This window comes from Luteimonas changyuni (genome assembly GCF_039548395.1).
GTDB lineage: Bacteria > Pseudomonadota > Gammaproteobacteria > Xanthomonadales > Xanthomonadaceae > Luteimonas.
Genome location: NZ_JBCLUZ010000014.1, coordinates 1 through 20414, shown reverse-complemented (window position 1 = coordinate 20414; position 20414 = coordinate 1). Strand labels below are relative to the sequence as shown.

The following is a 20414-nucleotide window of genomic DNA, read 5'->3' as shown; positions in this document are numbered from 1 at the left end:
CCCAGGCGGGGAAGGGGTTTTTTCATGTGTGCAAGGTCAGTGAGGTTTTGCGGCGGACCTGGCGGAGCCGCCGCTGCCCCGGGAATCCGACACCGACGCACGGCCCGCACTGAGCGTGGCGCGCTCGTGTGCCGCGGCATCGGCCAGCTGCAATTCGTCCACTTCCTGGAGGTCGACGTCCAGCCAGCGCTGCGGACTCAGGCCGATCGCGCTGTCGAGGATGGTCGGCAGCAGGCCCGTCGGCAGGCTGCTCTCGCCGTTCCAGAGGACCACCACGCCGAGGTCGCGATCGGGCATCAGCGCCATCAGGCCGCGATAGCCCTGGACTGCGCCGGCGTGGAAGACGACGCGGTGCCCGGCATAGTCGTAAACGCGCCAGCCGAGCGCATAGCCGGCGTCATTGAGGCGTTCGCGCCGCCAGCCAGAACTGCGCATCTCGCGCGGCGTCGACACCAGCGGTTGTTGCAGGGTGGCCAGCAGCGGTGGCGGGAGCACGTCGGGACGCCGCCCGGACTGTGCGATCAGCCATTGCGCCATGTCGCTGATGCTGGCGTTGACGCCCGCTGCCGGTGCGATCCGGTAGTAGGTCGGCTTGGGCGTGAGCGAACGCCAGCCGCCGCCGGCGCGCACGTGCGGCTTTGCCCAGCGCGGACTGGCCCGGATGCCTTCGAGTCCGTAGCTCGCGTCGTCCATGCCCAGCGGCTTGAAGATGCGGCCGGTCACGGCCTCGCTGAAGAACTGGCCGGTAGCGGCGAACACCACGTCGCCGACCAGGCTGAAAGCGACGTTCTGGTAGCTGTAGCACTCGCCCACGCCGCAGGTCATCGGTGCGTCGGCCAAACGCTGCACCAGGTTGCGATAGTCCGCGTTGCGCTCGATGTCGCGATCGTAGGTGTTGCGGCCCAGCCCCACGCGGTGGCTGAGCACGTCGGCGACGGTCAGCTTGCCGGCGGCGTCGGGCCGTGAGAAACGCAGCGCCGGCATGAAGTCGGCGACGTTGCTGTCCCAGCGCAGCGAACCTTCGGCAACCAGCAGTCCGGTCACCGTGCCGGCGAAGGGCTTGGACAGCGAGGCCAGGCGGAAGACGGTGTGCGCGTCAACCGGCTCGGCGGCGCTGACGTCGGTGATGCCATAGCCGCGAGCACTGATGACCTCGCCCTTGTGGACGATGGCCATTGCCAGGCCGGGCACGCGCTGGTTGGCGACCACCGCCTGCGCCATCGCCTCGAAGCGTGCGGCGTCGAAGCCGCTGGCCAGCGGCATGGATGTGGAGCCGGGCGGCAACAGCGGCGACGTGCCGCCGGTCACCGGCGTTGAAGACGTGGTTGGCGCGGCCTGCGTATCGGCCGGCGGTTGCCACTGGAGCTCCGCCTGCGCCGCGGTCCCGACCGCCATCGGGGTCAGGCATGCAAACAGGCCGGCAGCCAGGAGAAGGCGGCGAGGCGTTCGCGCTGCGTCTTTCATCGGGCGTTTTCCCTGCGTATGCTGCGACTGCGGGGTGATCATATGCCCCCGGTTCCGCATTTGCATGAACAAGGGGAGCTTTGATGTCCAGCCTGCTGATCCTGCTCGTAATTGCCGCCGTGGTCGTGGTCGCGTTGATGTGGGGCGTCGGCATCTACAACGGCCTCGTCACCGCCCGCAACGCATTCAAGAACGCCTTCGCCCAGATCGACGTGCAGCTGCAGCGGCGCTTCGACCTGATCCCGAACCTGGTCGAGACCGCGAAGGGCTACCTCACGCACGAGCGCGAAACGCTGGAGGCGGTCATCGCCGCGCGCAGCGCCGCGATGTCGGGCCTGTCGGCCGCCAAGGCCAACCCGGGCGATGCCGCGGCGATGGCCGAGCTCGGCCAGTCGCAGGGCCTGCTCAACGGCGCGCTGGGGCGCCTGATGATGGTCGCCGAGGCCTATCCGGACCTCAAGGCCAACCAGAACATGATGCAGCTCACCGAGGAGCTCACCTCCACCGAGAACCGCGTCGCCTTCGCCCGCCAGGCCTACAACGACTCGGTGATGGCCTACAACATCAAGCGCGAAGTGTTCCCGTCCAACATCCTCGCCGGCATGTTCAATTTCGATGCCGCGGCGCTGCTGGAGATCCCGGCCGACAAGGCCGAGGTCCGCGAGGCGCCGAAGGTCCAGTTCTAGCGCTCGATGAACTTTTTCGAGCAGCAGGCGCAGGCCCGCCGCAGCAGCACGCGCCTGTTCGTCCTGTTCGCGATGGCGGTGCTCGGCATCGTGCTGGCGATCGACCTCGCGGTTGCGTTCGTGGTGGGTCCCGACTTGGGCGTGCTCGCGTTCACCACCCTCGCCACGCTGGCGGTGATCGGGCTGGGCTCGATGTACCGGCTGGCGTCGCTGCGCGGCGGTGGTGACGTCGTGGCGCTGCAGCTGGGCGGCACGCCGGTTCCGCAGGACTCGACCGATCCGTCGCTGCGGCGGCTGCGCAACGTGGTCGAGGAGATCTCAATCGCGTCCGGCGTGCCGGTGCCCGGCCTCTATGTGCTCGAGAACGAAGCCGCCATCAACGCCTTCGCCGCCGGCTATTCGACCAGCGACGCGGCGGTCGCAGTGACGCGCGGCGCGCTGGAGCGCCTCAACCGCGACGAACTGCAGGGCGTCATCGCCCACGAATTCAGCCACGTCCTCAACGGCGACATGCGCCTCAACATCCGCCTGATGGGCGTGCTGTTCGGCATCCTCATGATCAGCCTGATCGGGCGCAAGGTGCTGTACCTGGGCGGTGGCCGCAGCCGCAACGCCGCGGCGGTGATGGTGGCCGCGCTGGTGGCGCTTGCGGTCGGCAGCATCGGAATGTTCTTCGCGCGGATGATCAAGGCCAGCGTCAGCCGCTCGCGCGAACGCCTGGCCGATGCCTCGGCGGTGCAGTTCACGCGCCAGACCGCGGGCCTGGCCGGCGCGCTGAAGAAAATCGCCGGCCTGCCCGACGGCGCACGCCTGAGCGACAAGGCCGATGCCGAGGAGGCGAGCCACATGCTGTTCGGCGATGGCGTCGGTTTCAGCGGACTGTTCGCAACCCACCCGCCGATCCTCGAGCGTATCCAGGCGCTGGAGCCGGGCTTCCGCAGCGAGCAGCTCGAGCGCATGCGCAGCCAGTGGGCGCTGGCACCGCCGTCCGGCCTGCAGGAAGACCGGATGATGGGCCTGGACGTGCATGCCGGCGTGCTGCCGGCACGCGATGGCCAGTTCGACGTCACCCCGCCCATGGTGTCCGCCCAGGTCGGCAGCCCCGCCGCCGACGACTACCACCGCGCCGACGCCATCGCCCACGCCATGCCCGAAGCCCTGCGCACGCTCGCGCGCTCGCGCGAGGCGGTGCTGCCGCTGGTGCTCGCCCTGCTGCTTGATGGCGACGCCACCATCCGCGGGCACCAGCGCGCCGAGATCGCCGCGCGCCTGGGCGATGCGGTGGCCCAGGGCGCGTTGGCACTGCACGGGGGCGAGCTGGTCGCCCTGCACCCGATGCAGCGCCTGCCGCTGGCCGCGATCGCCTTCCCGGTGCTGCGGAGACGGCCGCGACCCGAGCTCGAGGCCTTCCTCGATACCGTGCACGCGGTCGTCCACTGCGACGGACGGGTGTCGCTGTTCGAGTACTGCATGGCACGCCTGCTCGAAGTGCAGCTGCGGGAGTCGCTGGATCCGCGGCGCCACGCGCGCTTCGGCCGCCGCAAGCCGGGCAGCGTGCGCCAGGAGTTCGCGACCCTGCTCGCGGTGGTCGCGCAGGCCGGCAGTCCCGGCGACCCCGCGGCCGCGCAGCGCGCCTATCTCGCAGGCCTGCAGCGCGTGTTGCCGCGCGACCACGTGGCCTACGCGCCACCGGCGGCCGGCGTGCTCGCGCTCGACGAGGTATGGCCCGTGCTCGATGCGCTGGAGCCGCTGGCCAAGCAGGTGATGGTCGAAGCGGTGACCGCGGCGGCCAGCCATGACGGGCGCATCTCGGTCGCCGAATCCGAGCTGCTGCGCACGATCTGCGGCGTGCTGCACTGTCCCCTTCCGCCGGGACTGGAAGCCGTCGCCTGAAGCACGGGCGGCGTGCCCGCGCGCGCCAGGGTGGCGGCAGCCACCGCCGATCGGATAACGTGCCGCCACGGTGGCGGCGACTGCAGGGACGGTTCGATGATCAACGGTCAGACAGGCGCCGTCAGGCCCCTGGGACGCTTCCGGGCCGCGCTCGTCGCCTCGCCGCCGCTGTGGTGGGCGATGCTGTATTTCTTCAGCCTGCTGTGCGGCTACTACGTGCTGCGTCCGGTGCGCGATGCGATGGGGGCATCGTCGGACGCCGCCGCGGTGTTCCCGCGCGGACTGATCGCCTACGGCGAGCGCTTCGGCATCGAGGTCGGCGAGTTCACCCTGCAGCTGCTGTTCACCGCCACCTTCATCGCCATGGTGCTGCTGCAGCCGCTCTACGGCGCGCTGGTGTCGCGCTTCCCGCGCAGGGTCTTCCTGCCCGCGGTGTACCTGGTGTTCATCGCCTGCCTGCTGGCGTTCTGGTGGGCGTTCGACAGCGGTATCCCGGGGCGCGGGGCGGTGTTCTTCGTCTGGGTGGCGGTGTTCAACCTGTTCGCCGTCACCGTGTTCTGGAGCTTCATGGCGGACGTGTTCGACAACGCCAACGCCAAGCAGTTCTACGGATACATCGGCGCCGGCGGCACCATCGGCGCGCTGGTCGGTCCGGCCATCACCCGCTTCCTGGTCGGTCCGGTGGGGGTCGCCAACCTGCTGCTGGTGTCGGCCGGCTTCCTGGCCGTGTGCCTGCTGTGCATCATCAAGCTGCGTCCATGGGCGCTGGCGCGCGAGCGCAGCCACGGCGGCGGTATCGACGGCCGCGCGATGGGCGGCTCGATCCTGGCCGGCCTGAGGCTGGTCTGGCAGCGGCCGCTGCTGCGCGCGCTGGCGGTGCTGATGTTCTTCGGCGTCGGCGTCGGCACGCTGCTTTACAACGAACAGGCGGCGATCGTGCGCGCGGCCTTCGATACCGCCGAAGAGCGTGCCGCGTTCTACTCCATGCTCGACTGGGCGATCAACGGCCTGACCATCGCCATCCAGCTGCTGCTGACGCGCTTCCTGCTGCAGCGCTACGGCATCGCGCCGCTGTTGCTGCTGCCCGCGCTTGCGATCGTGCTCGGCTTCGCGGCGCTGTCGGCCTCGCCGCTGCCGATGCTGGTGGCGCTCGTGCAGATCGTGACCCGCGCCAGCGAGTTCTCGCTGGCCAAGCCGGCGCGCGAGACCCTGTACACCCGAGTCGAGCGCGAAGAACGCTACAAGGCCAAGGCGGTGATCGACACCGCCGTCTATCGCGGCGGCGACCTCACCTTCGTGTGGATGCACAAGGCGCTGGCGGTGCTTGGCTCGGGCATGGTGTTCCTCGCCGGCCTGGGCGTCGCGCTGGGAATGGCCTACGGCGCGTGGCGCGTGGTGCGTGCGGAGCGGGTGCTGCCCCAGGACCCCGCTGTGGGCGCCGTGGATGGACATCGCAAGCCGACGTGAGCTGGCCGAAGCCGAGCGCGCCGACGCTGGCGCCTTGGAGGCCGTGGCCATTTGAGCAGGGTCCAGAACGCCAGGTGGAACACCGCGAAGCCGAGGCTGGGGATGGCGCACGGCAGGAGCCGCGTCTGCGTGCTCACGGCCGCGAAGGCTTCGGCGAAACCCACATCGAGATGCGCGCGCGGAACACGGTTTCGCCGCTGGCGTCGTTGACCGCCACGCCGACGGGCAGGGCGTAACCGGTGGCCGATTCGACGGCCGCCGCGGCCGGCGTCGCCACGGCGCGCATCGTCCCGGTGGCCTTCTTCAGGTATTCGACCTCCATGCCCTTCGGGATCCAGCGCATGGACGGCGGCAGGCTGGCGTCGATCGCCAGTCCCCCTGCAAGCTCGGCCAGGTTGCACAGCGCGATGGCATGCACGCTGCCGATGTGGTTGGTGACGCGGCGGCGGTGGCGCAGGCTGGCCTCGCAGCATCCCGGCTCCAGCCGCTCGATGCGCGGGGAGATGCTGGCGAAATACGGGGCCTTCAGGCAGACGAGCTTCGAGAACAGCCAGCGACCGCAGGGCCAGCGGATCATGCGCCGGTGGATATCGAGGATGGTCGCGCCCATGCGGATCTCCCGGTAAAGGCGGGGGCGCCATCAGGCGCCCCCTGGCATGGCGCGGCTCAGGCCGCTTCGCGCGTCCCGTCCGGGCGATGCAGGTCGCGGTAGCCCGCCGAGCGCAGCGCTTCGGTGTCGAAGTCGTCGACCGTGATCGCGTCGAGCGTCATCACGCGCAGCTCTTCCAGCTGCGTGCGCTCCTCGGCGGTGATCCAGCCTTCGCGAACGCCCTCGTCAAGCTGGTTGGCGAAGTCCAGAGCCTCGATGCCCTTGTTCTTCAGCGCCTTGAGGAACTTGCGCTCCACCGGCTCGGCGGCAACGGCCGCGGCCAGGTAGCTGTTGATCCGGCCCGCCGGGTTGTTCGCGCCCGGCGTGGTGAACACGCCCTGCGCCAGGCGGTCGCGGGCTTCGTTGGGCGTCATCAGCAGCGCGGCGACGCGGTGGCCGAGGCGATCGCCAGGAGCCTCCGCACGGCGGCCGAGCGGGAAGATCAGCAGCCACATCAGCCAGCCCACCGGGCGGATCGGGAAGTTGCGCAGGGCCGCGGAAAGCGCGGTTTCGATCTGGTGGATGCTGTCGTGGTAGGCCCATGCCAGCAGCGGCCGGTCGGCCACGGGCGCGCCCTCATCGTCGTAGCGCTTGAGGATGGCGCTGGTCATGTACAGGTGGCTGAGCACGTCGCCCAGGCGGCCCGACAGCGACTCCTTGAACTTCAGCTTGCCGCCCAGCATCAGCATCGACACGTCGGCCATCAGCGCCAGGTTGGCGGAATGGCGGTTGAGGCGGCGGAAGTAGCGCTTCGTGTAGTCGTCGCCCGGCGCCTTGCCGAAGCGCGAGCCGGTGACCGCGAACCAGATCGAACGCACGGCGTTGGAAATCGCATAGCGGATGTGGCCGAACAGGGCGGTGTCGAAGGCTTCCAGGCCGGCGCGCTCGTCGGGATCCTGAGCCGCCTTCATCTCCTTCATCACCCAGGGATGGCAGAGGATCGCGCCCTGGCCGAAGATCAGCAGGCTGCGGGTCATGATGTTGGCGCCCTCGACCGTGATCGCGATCGGCGCGGCCTGCCACGAGCGACCGGCGAAGTTGCGCGGCCCGAGGATGATGCCCTTGCCGCCGATCACGTCCATGACGTCCCTGGCGACTTCACGGCCCATCTCGGTGCAGTGGTACTTGGCGATCGCCGAGGGCACCGCCGGCACGTCGCCGCGGTCGACCGCGGCCGCTGTCGCCTGCGACAGCGCACTGATCGCGTAGGCCTTGCCGCCGATGCGCGCCAGGGCTTCTTCAACGCCTTCGAAGCGGCCGATCGACAGGCCGAACTGCTTGCGGATGCGCGCGTACGCACCGGTGGTGATGGCGCCGGACTTGGCGCCGCCGCTGGCTGTGGAAGGCAGGGTGATCGAACGCCCGATCGACAGGCACTCGCTGAGCATCCGCCAGCCCTCGCCGAAGCCGTTCTCCTCGCCGATGATCTGGCTCAGCGGCACGAACACCTCGTGGCCGCGGACCGGGCCGTTCTGGAACGGCGAGTTGAGCGGGAAGTGGCGGCGGCCGACGTCCATGCCCTCGACCTCGCGCGGCACCAGCGCCAGGGTGATGCCGATGTCGCGGACGTCGCCGAGCAGGCCGTCCGGGTCGTACATGCGGAACGCCAGGCCGATCAGCGACGCCACCGGCGCCAGCGTGATGTAGCGCTTGTCGAAGGTCAGCTTCACGCCCAGCACCTGGGCGCCGTCCCACTCGCCCTTGCAGACGATGCCGAAGTCGGGGATCGAGGTCGCGTCGGAACCGGCAAAGGGACCGGTCAGGGCGAAGCAGGGCACCTCGCGGCCGTCGGCCAGGCGCGGCAGGTAGTGGTCCTTCTGCGCAGGGGTGCCGTAGTGCATCAGCAGCTCACCGGGGCCCAGCGAATTGGGCACGCCCACCGTGGAGCTGACCACGCTGGAGATCGTGGCCAGCTTCTGGATCACCTTGTGGTGCGCCAGCGCGCTGAAGCCGAGGCCGCCGTATTCCTTGGGGATGATCATCCCGAAGAAGCGCTGGTCCTTCATGAACTGCCACAGCTCCGGCGGCAGGTCGGCGCGGACGTGGGTGATGTCCCAGTCGTCGGTCATGCGGCAGAGCTCTTCGACCGGACCGTCGAGGAAGGCCAGCTCCTCCGCGGTGAGTTGGGGCTTCGGCTGCGACATCAGCACGTTCCAGTCCGGCGCGCCCGAGAACAGCTCGCCCTCGAAGCCGACCGAGCCGGCCTCCAGCGCGATGCGCTCGGTCTGCGACAGCGGCGGCAGGATCTTCCGGTAGAACTTCAGCAGTGGCGCGGTGATCAGCGGCTTGCGGATCACCGGCAGCAGCAGCGGCATCGCCACCAGCGCGACGATGGCGGTCGCGACCACGGTGGCGGTGATGTTCGCGCCCAGCAGCCAGCAGGCGGCGAGGCCGGCGGCGGTGATGGCCGCCCAGGTGGCCAGGCGCATCCGGTGATAGGCGGCGAACGCGCCGACCAGCAGCAGGACGAGGAAGGGGACGACGATACTCATGGCACGGTCTCCGCGAGCGTTGCGCTCGCCTTCGGCTGGTGGGAGCCAGTGTGCACCCGGTGCGAGGCATGGGTTCCCTCACTGGCCATACGGGTCAGTATGGATTTTGCAGCGAGGGCTGTCAACGCCGCGAGACACGCCGATACTGTCCCGCACGCGGGCGTATGGATACACTCCGGGCATGAAGAAAACCGCCGCGAAGAGCGAACGCAGCCGGCTCAGCGCCGACGACTGGGCCGAGGCCGCGCTTGACCTGATCGCCGAACAGGGCGTGGCCGCCGTGGCGGTGGAGCCGCTGGCGCGCCGGCTGGGCGTCACCAAGGGCAGCTTCTACTGGCATTTCCCCTCGCGCGACGCACTGCTGCAGGCGGCGCTCGAACGCTGGGAGGCCCATGAGGAGCACGACGTCTTCGGCAAGCTGGAGGCGGTGTCAGACCCGCGCGAGCGCCTGCGCGCGCTGTTCCAGATGGTCGCGCGCGAGTTCAAGTCGCATGTGGTGTATAGCGCCCTGCTCAAGGCGCCGGACCACCCGGCCGTGCAGCCGGTTATCGACCGCGTCTCGCAGCGTCGCCTCGACTATCTCACCGCGTCCTTCCGCCAGGCCGGGCTGGGCCGCACCGATGCCCGGCATCGCGCCCGTCTGACCTACGCTGCCTACGTCGGCTTCCTGCAGCTCAACCTGCAGCTGCACCAGGCGCGAATGCCGCAGGAGGAGTTCGACGAATACGTCGAGCACCTGATGGATACGCTCGTCCCGCACTGAGCGACGCGGCATCCCGGGCGGGTGCGCGACAGGCCCGTTCTTGATGCGGTGCAGCACAGCGGCGCCGGCCGCGCTGGATAGAATTGCGTTTCCAGCCTGAAAAAAGCGCACTTCGGAGGCGCGAGACATGAATGCAGTTCCCCAGCAGGGCGCGAACGCGACGCCCGGCACGCGCCTTCCGTCGCTGCAAAAGTGGGTCGACGAAGTCGCGTCGCTGACCCGACCCGACCGCATCGTCTGGTGCGATGGCAGCGATGCCGAAGCGGCTGCGCTGCAGCAGGCCATGATGGCCGACGGCACCCTGCTGCCGCTCAACCAGGACACCCATCCCGGCTGCGTCCTGCACCGCTCCAGTCCCGATGACGTCGCCCGGGTCGAACACCTGACCTTCGTCTGCCACCAGCGGCGCGAGGATGCCGGCCCCAACAACCATTGGATGGCCCCGGCCGAGGCACACGCAAAGGTCGATGCCCTGTTCGACGGTTGCATGGAAGGCCGCACGCTGTACGTTCTGCCGTATTGCATGGGGCCGATCGACTCGCCGCTTGCGCGCTGCGGCGTCGAGATCACCGACTCGCCCTACGTCGTCGCCAACATGCGGGTGATGACGCGCATGGGCGCGGACGCACTGGCGCGGATCGAACGCGAAGGCCTGGAGCATGCCGCCCGCGGCGAGCCGGATACCTATGTCCGCGGCCTGCATTCGACCGGCGAGCTCGACCCCGATCGCCGCTACATCATGCACTTCCCCGAAGAGCTGGCGATCAAATCCTACGGCTCCGGCTACGGCGGCAATGCCCTGCTGGGCAAGAAGTGCCACGCCCTGCGCATCGCGTCGCACCAGGCCCGCAACGAAGGCTGGCTGGCCGAGCACATGCTCATCGTCGGCATCGAGAACCCGCAGGGCGAAGTCCACTACGTCGCCGCGGCCTTCCCGAGTGCCTGCGGCAAGACCAACCTGGCCATGCTGATCCCGCCGCAGTCATATCGCGAGAAGGGCTGGAAGGTGTGGACGGTTGGCGATGACATCTGCTGGATGCATCCCGGCGAGGACGGCCGGCTGTGGGCGATCAACCCCGAGGCCGGCTTCTTCGGCGTGGCTCCCGGCACGTCTGAAAAATCAAATCCCAACGCCCTGGCCTCGATCCAGCGCGACACCATCTTCACCAACGTCGCGGTCACCGATGACGGCCAGCCGTGGTGGGAAGGGCTCGACAAGCGCGTACCCGAGAAGGACTGGCAGGGGCGTGCCCATGACCCCGGCAATGGCCCGGCGGCTCATCCGAACTCACGCTTCACCGTCAGCGCGAAGCAGTGCCCGACGTTTTCCCCGCATGCCGAGGATCCGCAGGGCGTGCCGATCAGCGCGATCGTCTTCGGCGGCCGCCGCTCGAGCCTGGTGCCGCTGGTATTCGAGGCGCGCGACTGGGCGCACGGCGTGCTCGTGGGCGCGGCGATGGCGTCGGAAACCACGGCAGCGGCCACCGGCGCGGTTGGCGTGATGCGCCGCGACCCGATGGCGATGAAGCCGTTCTGCGGCTACGGCTTCGCCGACTATTTCGCCCACTGGCTGTCGTTCGACAGGCCGGGCGCGAAGCTGCCGAAGGTCTTCCACGTCAACTGGTTCCGCAAGGATGCCGACGGCCGCTTCATGTGGCCGGGTTTCGGCGACAACATGCGCGTGCTGGAATGGATCATCGGCCGCGTCGACGGCGGCGCGAAGGCCGATGCCGCGGTGATCGGCCATGTTCCGGCAGAGGGCGCGCTCGATCTTGATGGCGCCGACGTGCCTGCGGACGCGATGGCCGAACTGTTGCGTGTGGATGAGGCCGGCTGGAAGGCCGAGGCCGCCAGCGTGGCGTCCTACCTTGACGAACTTGGCGTGCCCGGCGATTCACCGCTGCGCGCGAGCCTGGGGCCGCTGGAAGGCGTCGCGACCGGGAGCTGATGCCGTCCGGGCCCCTGGGCAGTGTGGCTGCCGACGGGCCTGGCGCCCGGTGGGAGGTCAGGCGCAGTCGATTCCCGCGTCCTCCAGCATCGTCCTGAGCGGTCCGAGCCGGCCTTCGTAGCGTTTCCACCGGCCCAGCGCCGTGGTGTACATCGGTTCACGTACCTGCACCGCGCTTGCCGTGGAGACGGGCGTGGCGTTCTTTTCGAACGCCAGGCACGCGTCGTCCCATTCAAGTCCGCAGTGGGAGATGATCGCGCGGCTGTTGCGCTCCTGCTCCAACACCAGTGATTCGTACTGGACCTCGAGGATCCGTCCGGGGAAGGCCGCCTTCCAGTGCGCCATCAGCCGGTCGAACAAGATGTAGTAGTGGCCGATGTCGAGCAGGTCGTAGGAATAGTCGAAATAGGGCGACTCCGGCGCGAACAGCTGCCTGAAGTTGCCGAGGCAGGTGTCGAGCGGGTGCCTGCGGACGCAGATCAGCCTGGCCTCGGGCAGCGCGCAGGCGATGTATCCGAGGTACAGGAAATTGTGCGGCAGCTTGTCGGTGAAGTGGGGCACTGAACCGGTGAAGGCGCGGGTGCCGGCAATGTAGTCGTCGCCGAGCCTGCGCCAGTCCAGGCTTGCCGTCGCCACGCTGGCGATATGCGCCGGGTTGAACATCTCGAAGCCCGGGCCGCCCATCGCACGCTTCCAGGCGGAGGGGAAGTTGTGCAGCTCGCCGGCGGACTGGACCTGGGGATGGCTGGACGCGATGCGATCCACGAGGGTGGTTCCGGTGCGCGGCATGCCGACGATGAAGATCGGATCACCGGCATCGCTGCCGCGGATCGGCGGATCGGGGCAGGGGGCCGGGAAGCCCGAGGCCAGGGCATCGAACAGCGCCGCATCCTTTGCCCTGGAATATTGCAGCAGGTGCCCGGGTGCGCCCTTGCCGATGACGCAGTGGTCGAAGGCACCATCGTGGTTGCCGATGTCGTCCAGCTCCTTGGCCAGCGCCATGTTCAGGAACGTGGTTGCGGTGACCTTGCCCGTGGCGGCCCTGGCCAGCGCGGACAGGCGTTCGATGTGATTGGAATCCGTGGTCTGCCTGCGCAGCTGCGACAGGGAGTGGTGTGCCCGCCAGTGGTGCGGGTTCAATTCGACGCTGGCCTCGAGTTCACGCTCGGCACCGTCGATGTCGCCCAGAAAGGTCAGGGCGGTGCCGAGGTTGAAGCGGAAGGCCGCATCGTCGGGATCCAGGCGGACCGCCTGTCGGAAGGCCGCTGCCGCGCGTTCATGCGCGTTGCACTGGGCAAGGACGACCCCGAGGGTGTCGAAGCCGACCGCATGCTCCGGGTCCAGGAGGCGTTCGGCGCGGCCGGCTGCGTCCAGGGCGGCATCGTAGTCCTGCGACGAGGCGCAGGCCCTTGCCAGGTACAGGTGGAAGTCGGCGCGACTCGGGTCGAGGGTGATGGCCTGCCTGAAGTAGGCCTGCGCGCCGATGGCGCCATGCTGTTCCAGCAGGGCCACGCCGGCGATGAAATGGATTTCCGGATCGGCTGCGCCAAGGTCGATCAGGCGCGCGGCATGCGAATGCGCTTCGCCCCAGTGCCGGCGGTTCAGGGCGGCAATCATCTGTTGCTTGGGGACGCCGGTGTCCATGGATGGTCGTGAACCTCGTGGTTTTGCGAAGGCGTAAAAAACTACAGCCCCTTTCGGGGCTGTAGCGTCAAGCGTAGCGGATGTTCAGAGGATCAGAACTTCTGCTGGTAGCGCATGTAGATGAAGCGACCGATGTCGTGGCCACCGTAGAACGAGAAGCCCGAGGCCCGGCCGTTGGAGTTGTAGTACAGCGGCGGATCCTTGTCGAGCACGTTGTTGGCGCCCACTGCGATGCGGGCGTTCCACGGCGCGTTCCAGCTGACCTGCAGGTCATTGAACGTGGTCGAACCGACTTCGTTCTGCGGCACGATCCTGCCAAGCGTGTCCGGTGCCTGGTAGTTCGGCAGCGAGCAGTGCTCCAGATTCCCGTCCGCGTCCTCGAAGCCCATGCAGCCTTCCTTGGCACCCGAGGTGTAGCGCATGCCCCAGGTGACTGCAAAGTCGTTGAGGGCCCAGCTCAGGTTGAGGTTGGAACGTACGCGGAAGTTACCGCTGAAGCCGTTGGCCGGACCCGGGACGGCTTCCGGATCGTCGGTGGACTTGACGTCGTAGCTGCTGACATAGGTCGTGGCCCAGCGGGCGCCGAAGCGGCCAACGTCCGTATCCATACTGTAGTTCACGTCAAGGTCGAAGCCCTCGGTTTCGGCCCAGCCGGCGTTGCGCATGCCATATCGCAGCTGGCTGACGATGTTGCCGAGGCTCGCGTCACGCGAGAACAGGCCGCAGCGGCTTTCGATCAGGCCGACGTAGCAGTCGCTCATGATGTCGTTCGGGCTGTCCGACACCACCGTGTTCTCGATCCTGATGTTCCACCAGTCCAGCGCCACGCTCAGGCCCTGCATCTGGCTGGGGCTGTAGACGAGGCCGATGGTCTTCGAGGTGGAGTACTCCGGCTCGAGGAGCGGGTTGGAGCCTGCGGTGAACGGCACCGGGCTCTGGGCGCCAGCTGCGTCGGTGGGTTCGAAGCCCTGCTTCAGCTGGCGGTAGTCCGCGGGGACGTCCTGCAGGCAACGGGCCGAACCGGCGGCGACACCATAGACGCTGTCACAGGGGTCGCGGAAACCGGTGGTGAAGGTCTCAGAGGTACCGCCGTACAGATCACCAATGGTCGGGGCACGGAAGCCCTCGGCCCAGGTGCCGCGCACCAGCAGGTCGTCCATCGGACGCCACTTCACGCCGAACTTGTTGTTCGTCGTGTCACCGAAGGTGTCGAAGTCCGAGTAACGGCTGGCAACGCTGAGGCTCAGCTCCTTCGCGAACGCCATATCTGCGAGGATCGGGATGCTGAGCTCGGCGTAGACCTCGTCCACCGAATACTGGCCATAGGTCGGGCCGGACGCCAGGTTGGTGGAGTCACCCGACTGCGCGATGGCATCCGGGCTGAAACCGCCTTCTTCCTTGCGGTACTCGTAGCCCACAGCGAAGCCCAGGTCGCCGGCCGGCAGCGTGAACAGCGAACCCGCCAGGTTGGCAAAGTAGTTGTTGGTCTCGGTCTTGCCAGTGGCATGCTCTTCCTTGAACAGGTAGGCCTGCACCGCCGGATCGGCCAGCGAATTTGCCACCGCGCCGGTGCCGAAGCCCGCGAAGGGGTTCCACGGCACGCAGCCGGCAATCACCTGGTCGCTGCCGTTGGGGCCAGTGCCCTGGGTACCGCAGACAAGCTGGCCCTGGTCGTTCATGAACGAGGAGCCCACCGACCTGCGGACGTTGGGGATGAAGAAGTTGCCGTTGTTGGTGATGAGGGTGTCGTTCTCGTTGAACATGTAGCCGACATCCCAATCGAAGTAACGCTCACCGACTTCGAACGAGCCTTCCAGAGCGGCGGTCAAGCGCCACGTGGTCTGGTCGGTGTCGGTGGTGCGTGGCACTTCCCAGCCGCGACGACGCCAGTCGACCGCAGATACCCCTCCAGTCGGATTGAAGTAGCTGTCCGCGGCCATCGGGGCCCTGACAGCCGCCGCCCCGGACTGGGTCGGATAACCTGCGATCTGGCGGAACGACTCGCGCTTGGTGTAACCGAGGTCGGTGACAAAGCGGATATTGTCGGTCAGGTCGTAGTTGGCGTTGACGAACAGCGAACGACGCTTGAGCGGCGTCATCACATGCATCTGGTCGGACGGGATGCTGGTGTCGGCACCTGTCTGCGTGTGCCAGCCGTCGGTACCCAGGGCGTCACTCCCGCGATCCGCTACGAACCACGGGTCGCTGGGGGCTGAGCCCGGGAGGCGCCAATTGCCCCACTGGCCGACTGCGGTGGTGCTGTACTGCGGATAGCCGGGGTAGCTGTCCTTCGAGAACCAGCGGTTGCGCGCCCAGACGCCTTCTTCGTCGTGGGACTCGGCAGCGATGGTGACCGAACCGCGGTCGCTGGTCATGCCGACCACGAAGTCGTAGGTCTGCTTGGTGCCGTCGCCTTCGCCGTACTGGCCGAAGTAGGCGTTGGCTTCCGCGCCTTCGAAGTTCTTGCGGGTGATGATGTTGATCACGCCGGCCATGGCGTCGGAGCCGTAGATGGACGAGGCGCCGTCCTTCAGGACGTCAATGCGCTCGACCATGACGGTCGGGATGGTCGACACGTCCTGGAAGCCGTCCGGGCTGATGCCCAGGCGCTTGCCGTTGAGCAGGACCAGGGTGCGCTGTGCACCAAGGTTGCGCAGGTCGATGTACTGGCCGCCGGCTTCCTGGTTGGCGGTCAGCGGCGAGGTGCGGCTGAACGTCGGAGCGCCCGCGGACGGGATGTTCGACAGGATGTCGGCAACGGTGTTGAAGCCGCCGGCCTGGATATCGTCGCGGCTGATGGTCATGACCGGCTGGGCGGTTTCGACGTCAACCTGGCGGATGCGCGAACCGGTGACTTCAATCCGGTCCAGGGTGGTCGCCTGGTTCGTGGAGCTGGCTTCCTGTGCAAATGCTGCACCAGTGCCCACGAGCGTGGTGGCACCTGCAACGAGCGCGAAGGTGATCGCGTCGCGGAGCTTGGTGGTCTTAAGGGTCATCTCTCTCTCCGAGTGAGTCTTGGGTAAATCCCATGGGAACCCCACCGGTGGAGTCAAAGCAGACACCAAGCCCGGCAAGGCCGCTGCCGATAGTAGCTCTGCCTGAGCAAAAATTAAAGTGTTGTTAATAATTGCCGGCTCCGCTAAGGAAGCGCGCGCAAAATCAAGGACTTAGAGGTCCTGCTCGTACCTGATATAGGGCACGGTGCCGTCGTCGTCACGACCATTGAGGTTCGGCGAGAACGGATTCCGGCCCTTGGTGACGAGATTGTCGGCGCCCACGGTGAGCTGGCCGCTCCATGGCGTCCGCCAGGTGAGCCCGAGGCCGACACCTTCCCAGCGGGGCTGGCCCGGGGTTTCCACGACGTGGCCGACGATGCTGGCGCCGAAGCGGCCGTAGCCGCCGCCAATCGTCAGGCTGCGCGAGGTCCAAGCGTCGCCGATCCCGAGATGGGTGGCTTCGGCCGGGGTCATCAGCGTGGCTTTCGCCATGGTGCCGGCGATGGCGACCACGCCTTCGCGGCCGATATTGTGCTGCGCGAAGACGGTCAGATCGTTGACGTCGACCGTGGCGGTGGCGCCGCGGTTGCCGGTGGCAAGCCACGGAGGAAGGGTGCCGTGACCGCTGCCGGCGCTCAGGCCCAGACGCGTGTTGGAGCCGGCCTTGAAGGCCGCGGTGCCGCTGGCATGCGCGCGGGAGTTGTCTTCGAAGCTGGCGAGCATGCAGTTGTCGGCAAGGTTGCCCAGCGCGCTGGCCAGGCCGGTCTTGCGGTCGCAGAACACGCCCAGGGAATTGCCGGCATCCAGCCCGAAGGCCGCATCAAGCGCGCTGTCGCCGAAGCCCGCCGTGGAATTCGCCCCGGCGGGTTCAAGCAGGAGCAGGGCTTCGATCTTGCCGCTGGACTGGTTCCATACCGGCAGCACGGCCTGCCCGCGCTTGCCCTGCAGCGTCTGCCCATGCGCGCCCGCCGCCACGCCGAGGGCGAGGACAAGGGAGAGCGACAGCTGTGCAAGGCGCGTCTTCATGGCGTGCCGGATAGACCCCTGACAGATGGCGGAAGTTCCGCCTCGATGATGGCTCCGACTCTAGTCGATTCATGTTTTCTTAACAATCCCTCCGCGTCACTGCAGTCCAGGCGGGGCAGCCATTGGGCTCAGCTTGGCCGTGAAGAGGGCGTGCAGGGCATCTGCGTCGAATTCGTAGGCCTGGCCGCAGAACTCGCAGCGGACCTGGGCCGTGCCGTCGATCAGCGCGGCCTCGGCTTCGTCCCGGCCCAGCGAGACCATCATCGCCTCGACCCGCTCGCGCGAACAGGAACAGGCGAACGCCAGCCGCCGGCCGCCGACCATCTGCGGCGACTCCTCATGGAACAGGCGGTGCAGCAGCTCCGCCCCCGGGGTCGCGAGGAGCTCGTCCGCGCCCAGGGTGGAAAACAGCGCGCTGGCGCGGTCCCAGCCGTCATCGTCGCCTTCGTCGGCGGGGAGCTTCTGCAGTATCAGTCCGGTGGCGGCGTCCTCGCCGGCAGCGAGGAGGATCCGGGTCGGCAGCTGCTCCGACTGGATGAAATAGCCCTCGAAGGCCCGCGACAGATCGGCGGCGTCCAGCGGCACCAGGCCCTGGTAGCGCGCGGCGTCGCGGCTGCCGATGCCGGGATTCTCGATGGTGATCGCAAGCAGGGCACCCGCGCCAAGGCCATCGATGCCGCTGATGTCGCCGGCATCGTCGGCCATGCGCGCGATGCCGCGCAGGGTGCCGGCAGCGGTGCATTCGGCGAACAGGGTGCGCAGCGCGCCCTCGCCACGCAGCTGCACCGACAGTCGGCCGTCGACCTTGACGTGGCCGGTGAACAGCGCCGATGCCACTGCGGCCTCGCCAAGCAGCGTACGCGCTACCGGCGGGTAGCTGTCGCTGGATGCGATCCGGCGCCAGGTTTCGCCAAGGTGCACGTGCACTCCACGAACGCCGGCGCGGGGCAGCAGGAAGCGGGTCAGGTGGTCGTGGGCGTCGGGGGCGATGGTGGCGTTGGTCATGCAGGGGTCCGTTGCGCGTTGTGGTGGGGCCGTGCGGCTGGATAATCGTCGCATCGACCCGTGCGGGCGAATCGTGGAGATGGGGATGGTGCCGGGAAGGAACAAGGATGACGGGCTGTCGTCCGCGCCGGGGCGCGGCCGCCGGCGCAGCCGCTGGCACTGGCTGTGGAAGCTGCCGTTGCTGCTGGCGCTGGTGAGCGTCGTGCAGGTGCTCGCGCTGCGCTTCATCGATCCGCCGTTTTCGACGTTCATGGCCATCCGCCAGGCCGAGGCGCTGCGCGCGGGGGATGCCGGTTTCCGGATCGCCTACGACTGGCGCGACCTCGACCGGATCGCGCCGTCGCTGCCGCTGGCGGCGGTCGCGGCCGAAGACCAGAACTTCGCCCGCCATCGCGGCTTCGACCTCGAGGCCATCGAGCGCGCGCGTGCGCACAACGCCCGCGGTGGACGGACCCGGGGCGCGAGCACGATCAGCCAGCAGCTGGCCAAGAACCTGTTCCTGTGGAGCGGGCGCAGCTGGGTGCGCAAGGGCGCCGAGGCCTGGTACACGCTCTTGATCGAAGCGCTGTGGCCGAAGCAGCGGATCCTCGAGGTGTACGTCAACGTGGCCGAGTTCGGCGACGGCATCTACGGCGCGCAGGCCGCGGCGCGCAGCTATTGGGGCAAGGACGCCGGCAGCCTGACGGACAGCGAGAGCGCACGCCTGGCGGCAGTGCTGCCGAGCCCGCGACGCTACAGCGCGCATCGCCCCGGGCCCTATGTGCAGCGCCGCGCGCAGTGGATCGAACGCAACATGCGCAACCTCGGTGGCGAGGCATGGCTTGAGGCGCTGGAGTGACGCGGGCGCACGCTAGGATGTCGGCATGAGCCGTGACCGACTGACCGTGGTGGTGGCCGCCTTCAACGAGGCGGCGGCGCTGCCGGAACTGCATCGCCGCCTGGCGGCCGTGCTGGCGCGGCTTGCGGCCGACGACGGCGTGGACGGCGGGGTGCTTTACGTCGACGACGGCAGCACCGACGCGACCTGGGCGGTGATGCGGGATCTCGCCGCCGCCGACGCGCGGGTGTCGCTGCTGCGGCTGTCGCGGAACTTCGGCAAGGAGGCGGCGCTGACGGCCGGCTTGGATCGCGTGGTGTCGGGGGCGGCCGTGATCCTGGACGCGGACGGGCAGGATCCACCTGAGCTCATTCCCGAGCTGGTCGCTCGCTGGCGCGAAGGCTTCGATGACGTGCACGGCACGCGGCTTGCGCGCGAAGGCGATGGCTGGTTCAAGCGCGCCTCGGCGCACCTGTTCTATCGCGTGATGCAGCGCCTGTCGAAAACCCCGGTGCCGGCCGACACCGGAGACTTCCGCCTGCTTTCTCCGCGTGCGCTGGCCGCGCTGCGCGAACTGCGCGAGCGCCACCGGTTCATGAAGGGCCTGTTCGGCTGGATCGGCTTCAACCGCGTCAGCGTGCCCTACCGGCGCGAGCCGCGGCTGGCCGGCCGCAGCAAGTTCAACGCGTGGCGACTGTGGAACTTCGCGCTCGAGGGCATCACCAGCTTTTCCACCGCGCCGCTGCGGCTGGCCACCTACCTGGGCATCGCCACGGCGCTGCTGGCGTTCGGCTATGGCCTGTGGATCATCGCCAAGGCCCTGGTCTGGGGCGACGCGGTGGCGGGTTGGCCGACGATGATGGCGGTGATCCTGTTCCTTGGCGGCGTGCAGCTGATGGCGCTGGGCCTGATCGGTGAATACCTCGGCCGGCTTTACGAGGAATCGAAGCAGCGGCCGCTTTACCTGGTCGACACCTGGTCGCAGGCCGAAGGGGTATGCTCGGGCGTGCCCCCCACGATCGACGAGCGAGGTCGCGATGCGCACGGTAAGGCAGCTGCTGGAATCCAAGGGTCCTGAGGTCCATGCGATAAGCCCGGACGCGGCGGTGATCGACGCCATCCGGCTGATGGCCGAGAAAGGCATCGGCGCACTGGTGGTGCTGGATGCGGGAGGGCGGCTCGCAGGCATCGTTTCCGAGCGCGACTACGCGCGGAAGATCGTGCTCGACGGGCGTTCGTCGAAAGACACGGCGGTGCGCGACATCATGACCGCCGATGCGGTGACGGTCGGCCTCGACGACGTCGCGCCGGCGTGCATGCAGCTGGTGACCGAGCGCCGCATCCGCCACCTGCCGGTGGTGGTGGACGGCAAGGTGGTGGGCCTGGTCTCGATCGGCGACCTGGTCAAGGCGGTGATCGAGGAGCAGCAGCTCGAACTCGATCACCTGCAGCGCTACATCACCTCCTGACGGGTGACCGGGGCGGGCAGCGGCACCACCCTGCGGCACCGGCATTTGTGGGAGCGGCTATAGCCGCGATGGCCTTGCCGTGGCCATGGCCATTG

Annotated in this window: 15 protein-coding genes; 8 read left to right on the top strand and 7 right to left on the bottom strand. The window is 68.2% G+C overall.

Features of this window, described 5'->3' with window-relative positions; all coding sequences use genetic code 11:
• Positions 1-36: 36 nt before the first annotated feature.
• Positions 37-1464 (bottom strand): serine hydrolase domain-containing protein, encoded by a 1428-nt coding sequence (locus WCD84_RS07470; protein ID WP_449280082.1) that lies wholly within the window; start codon positions 1462-1464, stop codon positions 37-39.
• Between the two features lie 83 nt (positions 1465-1547).
• Between WCD84_RS07470 and WCD84_RS07465 the strand changes: the two genes are divergently transcribed.
• The 3 genes from WCD84_RS07465 (at position 1548) to WCD84_RS07455 (ending at position 5510) form a co-directional block, all read left to right on the top strand.
• On the top strand, positions 1548-2150 hold the full coding sequence (locus WCD84_RS07465) for a LemA family protein (protein ID WP_343280939.1): 603 nt from the start codon (positions 1548-1550) through the stop codon (positions 2148-2150).
• Positions 2151-2156: 6 nt separating this feature from the next.
• Positions 2157-4043, top strand: a complete 1887-nt coding sequence (locus WCD84_RS07460) for a M48 family metallopeptidase (protein WP_343280938.1) — start codon at positions 2157-2159, stop codon at positions 4041-4043.
• A 96-nt stretch (positions 4044-4139) separates the two neighbouring features.
• On the top strand, positions 4140-5510 hold the full coding sequence (locus tag WCD84_RS07455; protein ID WP_343255835.1) for an NTP/NDP exchange transporter: 1371 nt from the start codon (positions 4140-4142) through the stop codon (positions 5508-5510).
• A gap of 133 nt (positions 5511-5643) precedes the next feature.
• On the opposite strand, the gene WCD84_RS07450 is transcribed toward WCD84_RS07455, so the two are convergent.
• Positions 5644-6120, bottom strand: coding sequence for a hotdog fold domain-containing protein (locus WCD84_RS07450; RefSeq protein ID WP_343255836.1), 477 nt, complete (start codon positions 6118-6120; stop codon positions 5644-5646).
• Between the two features lie 56 nt (positions 6121-6176).
• A complete protein-coding gene (locus WCD84_RS07445; RefSeq protein WP_343280937.1) occupies positions 6177-8651 on the bottom strand; it encodes an acyl-CoA dehydrogenase in 2475 nt (824 codons plus the stop codon).
• A 181-nt stretch (positions 8652-8832) separates the two neighbouring features.
• Between WCD84_RS07445 and WCD84_RS07440 the strand changes: the two genes are divergently transcribed.
• Both WCD84_RS07440 and WCD84_RS07435 read left to right on the top strand, forming a co-directional pair.
• On the top strand, positions 8833-9414 hold the full coding sequence (locus WCD84_RS07440) for a TetR/AcrR family transcriptional regulator (protein ID WP_343277599.1): 582 nt from the start codon (positions 8833-8835) through the stop codon (positions 9412-9414).
• A gap of 127 nt (positions 9415-9541) precedes the next feature.
• On the top strand, positions 9542-11362 hold the full coding sequence (locus WCD84_RS07435; protein ID WP_343280936.1) for a phosphoenolpyruvate carboxykinase (GTP): 1821 nt from the start codon (positions 9542-9544) through the stop codon (positions 11360-11362).
• Positions 11363-11419: 57 nt separating this feature from the next.
• Here WCD84_RS07435 and WCD84_RS07430 read toward each other — a convergent pair whose 3' ends face one another.
• The 4 genes from WCD84_RS07430 to hslO form a co-directional block, all read right to left on the bottom strand.
• Positions 11420-13006, bottom strand: a complete 1587-nt coding sequence (locus WCD84_RS07430) for a tetratricopeptide repeat-containing sulfotransferase family protein (RefSeq protein WP_343280935.1) — start codon at positions 13004-13006, stop codon at positions 11420-11422.
• Positions 13007-13098: 92 nt separating this feature from the next.
• Positions 13099-16002, bottom strand: coding sequence for a TonB-dependent receptor domain-containing protein (locus WCD84_RS07425; protein ID WP_343280934.1), 2904 nt, complete (start codon positions 16000-16002; stop codon positions 13099-13101).
• A gap of 171 nt (positions 16003-16173) precedes the next feature.
• Entirely contained in the window at positions 16174-17028 is an 855-nt protein-coding gene (locus tag WCD84_RS07420; RefSeq protein WP_343280933.1) for an XOO1806 family protein, read from the bottom strand.
• Positions 17029-17124: 96 nt separating this feature from the next.
• Positions 17125-18033: an Hsp33 family molecular chaperone HslO gene (gene hslO, locus WCD84_RS07415; RefSeq protein WP_343280932.1), complete on the bottom strand. Its 909-nt coding sequence runs from the start codon at positions 18031-18033 to the stop codon at positions 17125-17127.
• Positions 18034-18118: 85 nt separating this feature from the next.
• On the opposite strand from hslO, the gene mtgA reads away from it, so the two are divergent.
• From mtgA to WCD84_RS07400, 3 genes are read left to right on the top strand one after another with little or no spacing between them, the layout of a single operon-like run.
• Positions 18119-18871, top strand: coding sequence for a monofunctional biosynthetic peptidoglycan transglycosylase (gene mtgA / locus WCD84_RS07410; RefSeq protein WP_449280081.1), 753 nt, complete (start codon positions 18119-18121; stop codon positions 18869-18871).
• A 25-nt stretch (positions 18872-18896) separates the two neighbouring features.
• Positions 18897-19928, top strand: a complete 1032-nt coding sequence (locus tag WCD84_RS07405) for a glycosyltransferase family 2 protein (RefSeq protein WP_343277607.1) — start codon at positions 18897-18899, stop codon at positions 19926-19928.
• Positions 19888-20319, top strand: coding sequence for a CBS domain-containing protein (locus WCD84_RS07400; protein ID WP_343255846.1), 432 nt, complete (start codon positions 19888-19890; stop codon positions 20317-20319). The genes WCD84_RS07405 and WCD84_RS07400 overlap by 41 nt, the downstream gene beginning before the upstream one ends.
• The last annotated feature ends 95 nt before the right edge of the window (positions 20320-20414 follow it).

Bases quoted from the DNA above. Each gene is read 5' to 3' on its own strand.
- WCD84_RS07470 (WP_449280082.1), bottom strand. From the start codon at position 1,464: ATGAAAGACGCAGCGCGAACGCCTCGCCGCCTTCTCCTGGCTGCCGGC.
- WCD84_RS07465 (WP_343280939.1), top strand. From the start codon at position 1,548: ATGTCCAGCCTGCTGATCCTGCTCGTAATTGCCGCCGTGGTCGTGGTC.
- WCD84_RS07460 (WP_343280938.1), top strand. From the start codon at position 2,157: ATGAACTTTTTCGAGCAGCAGGCGCAGGCCCGCCGCAGCAGCACGCGC.
- WCD84_RS07455 (WP_343255835.1), top strand. From the start codon at position 4,140: ATGATCAACGGTCAGACAGGCGCCGTCAGGCCCCTGGGACGCTTCCGG.
- WCD84_RS07450 (WP_343255836.1), bottom strand. From the start codon at position 6,120: ATGGGCGCGACCATCCTCGATATCCACCGGCGCATGATCCGCTGGCCC.
- WCD84_RS07445 (WP_343280937.1), bottom strand. From the start codon at position 8,651: ATGAGTATCGTCGTCCCCTTCCTCGTCCTGCTGCTGGTCGGCGCGTTC.
- WCD84_RS07440 (WP_343277599.1), top strand. From the start codon at position 8,833: ATGAAGAAAACCGCCGCGAAGAGCGAACGCAGCCGGCTCAGCGCCGAC.
- WCD84_RS07435 (WP_343280936.1), top strand. From the start codon at position 9,542: ATGAATGCAGTTCCCCAGCAGGGCGCGAACGCGACGCCCGGCACGCGC.
- WCD84_RS07430 (WP_343280935.1), bottom strand. From the start codon at position 13,006: ATGGACACCGGCGTCCCCAAGCAACAGATGATTGCCGCCCTGAACCGC.
- WCD84_RS07425 (WP_343280934.1), bottom strand. From the start codon at position 16,002: ATGACCCTTAAGACCACCAAGCTCCGCGACGCGATCACCTTCGCGCTC.
- WCD84_RS07420 (WP_343280933.1), bottom strand. From the start codon at position 17,028: ATGAAGACGCGCCTTGCACAGCTGTCGCTCTCCCTTGTCCTCGCCCTC.
- hslO (WP_343280932.1), bottom strand. From the start codon at position 18,033: ATGACCAACGCCACCATCGCCCCCGACGCCCACGACCACCTGACCCGC.
- mtgA (WP_449280081.1), top strand. From the start codon at position 18,119: ATGGTGCCGGGAAGGAACAAGGATGACGGGCTGTCGTCCGCGCCGGGG.
- WCD84_RS07405 (WP_343277607.1), top strand. From the start codon at position 18,897: ATGAGCCGTGACCGACTGACCGTGGTGGTGGCCGCCTTCAACGAGGCG.
- WCD84_RS07400 (WP_343255846.1), top strand. From the start codon at position 19,888: ATGCGCACGGTAAGGCAGCTGCTGGAATCCAAGGGTCCTGAGGTCCAT.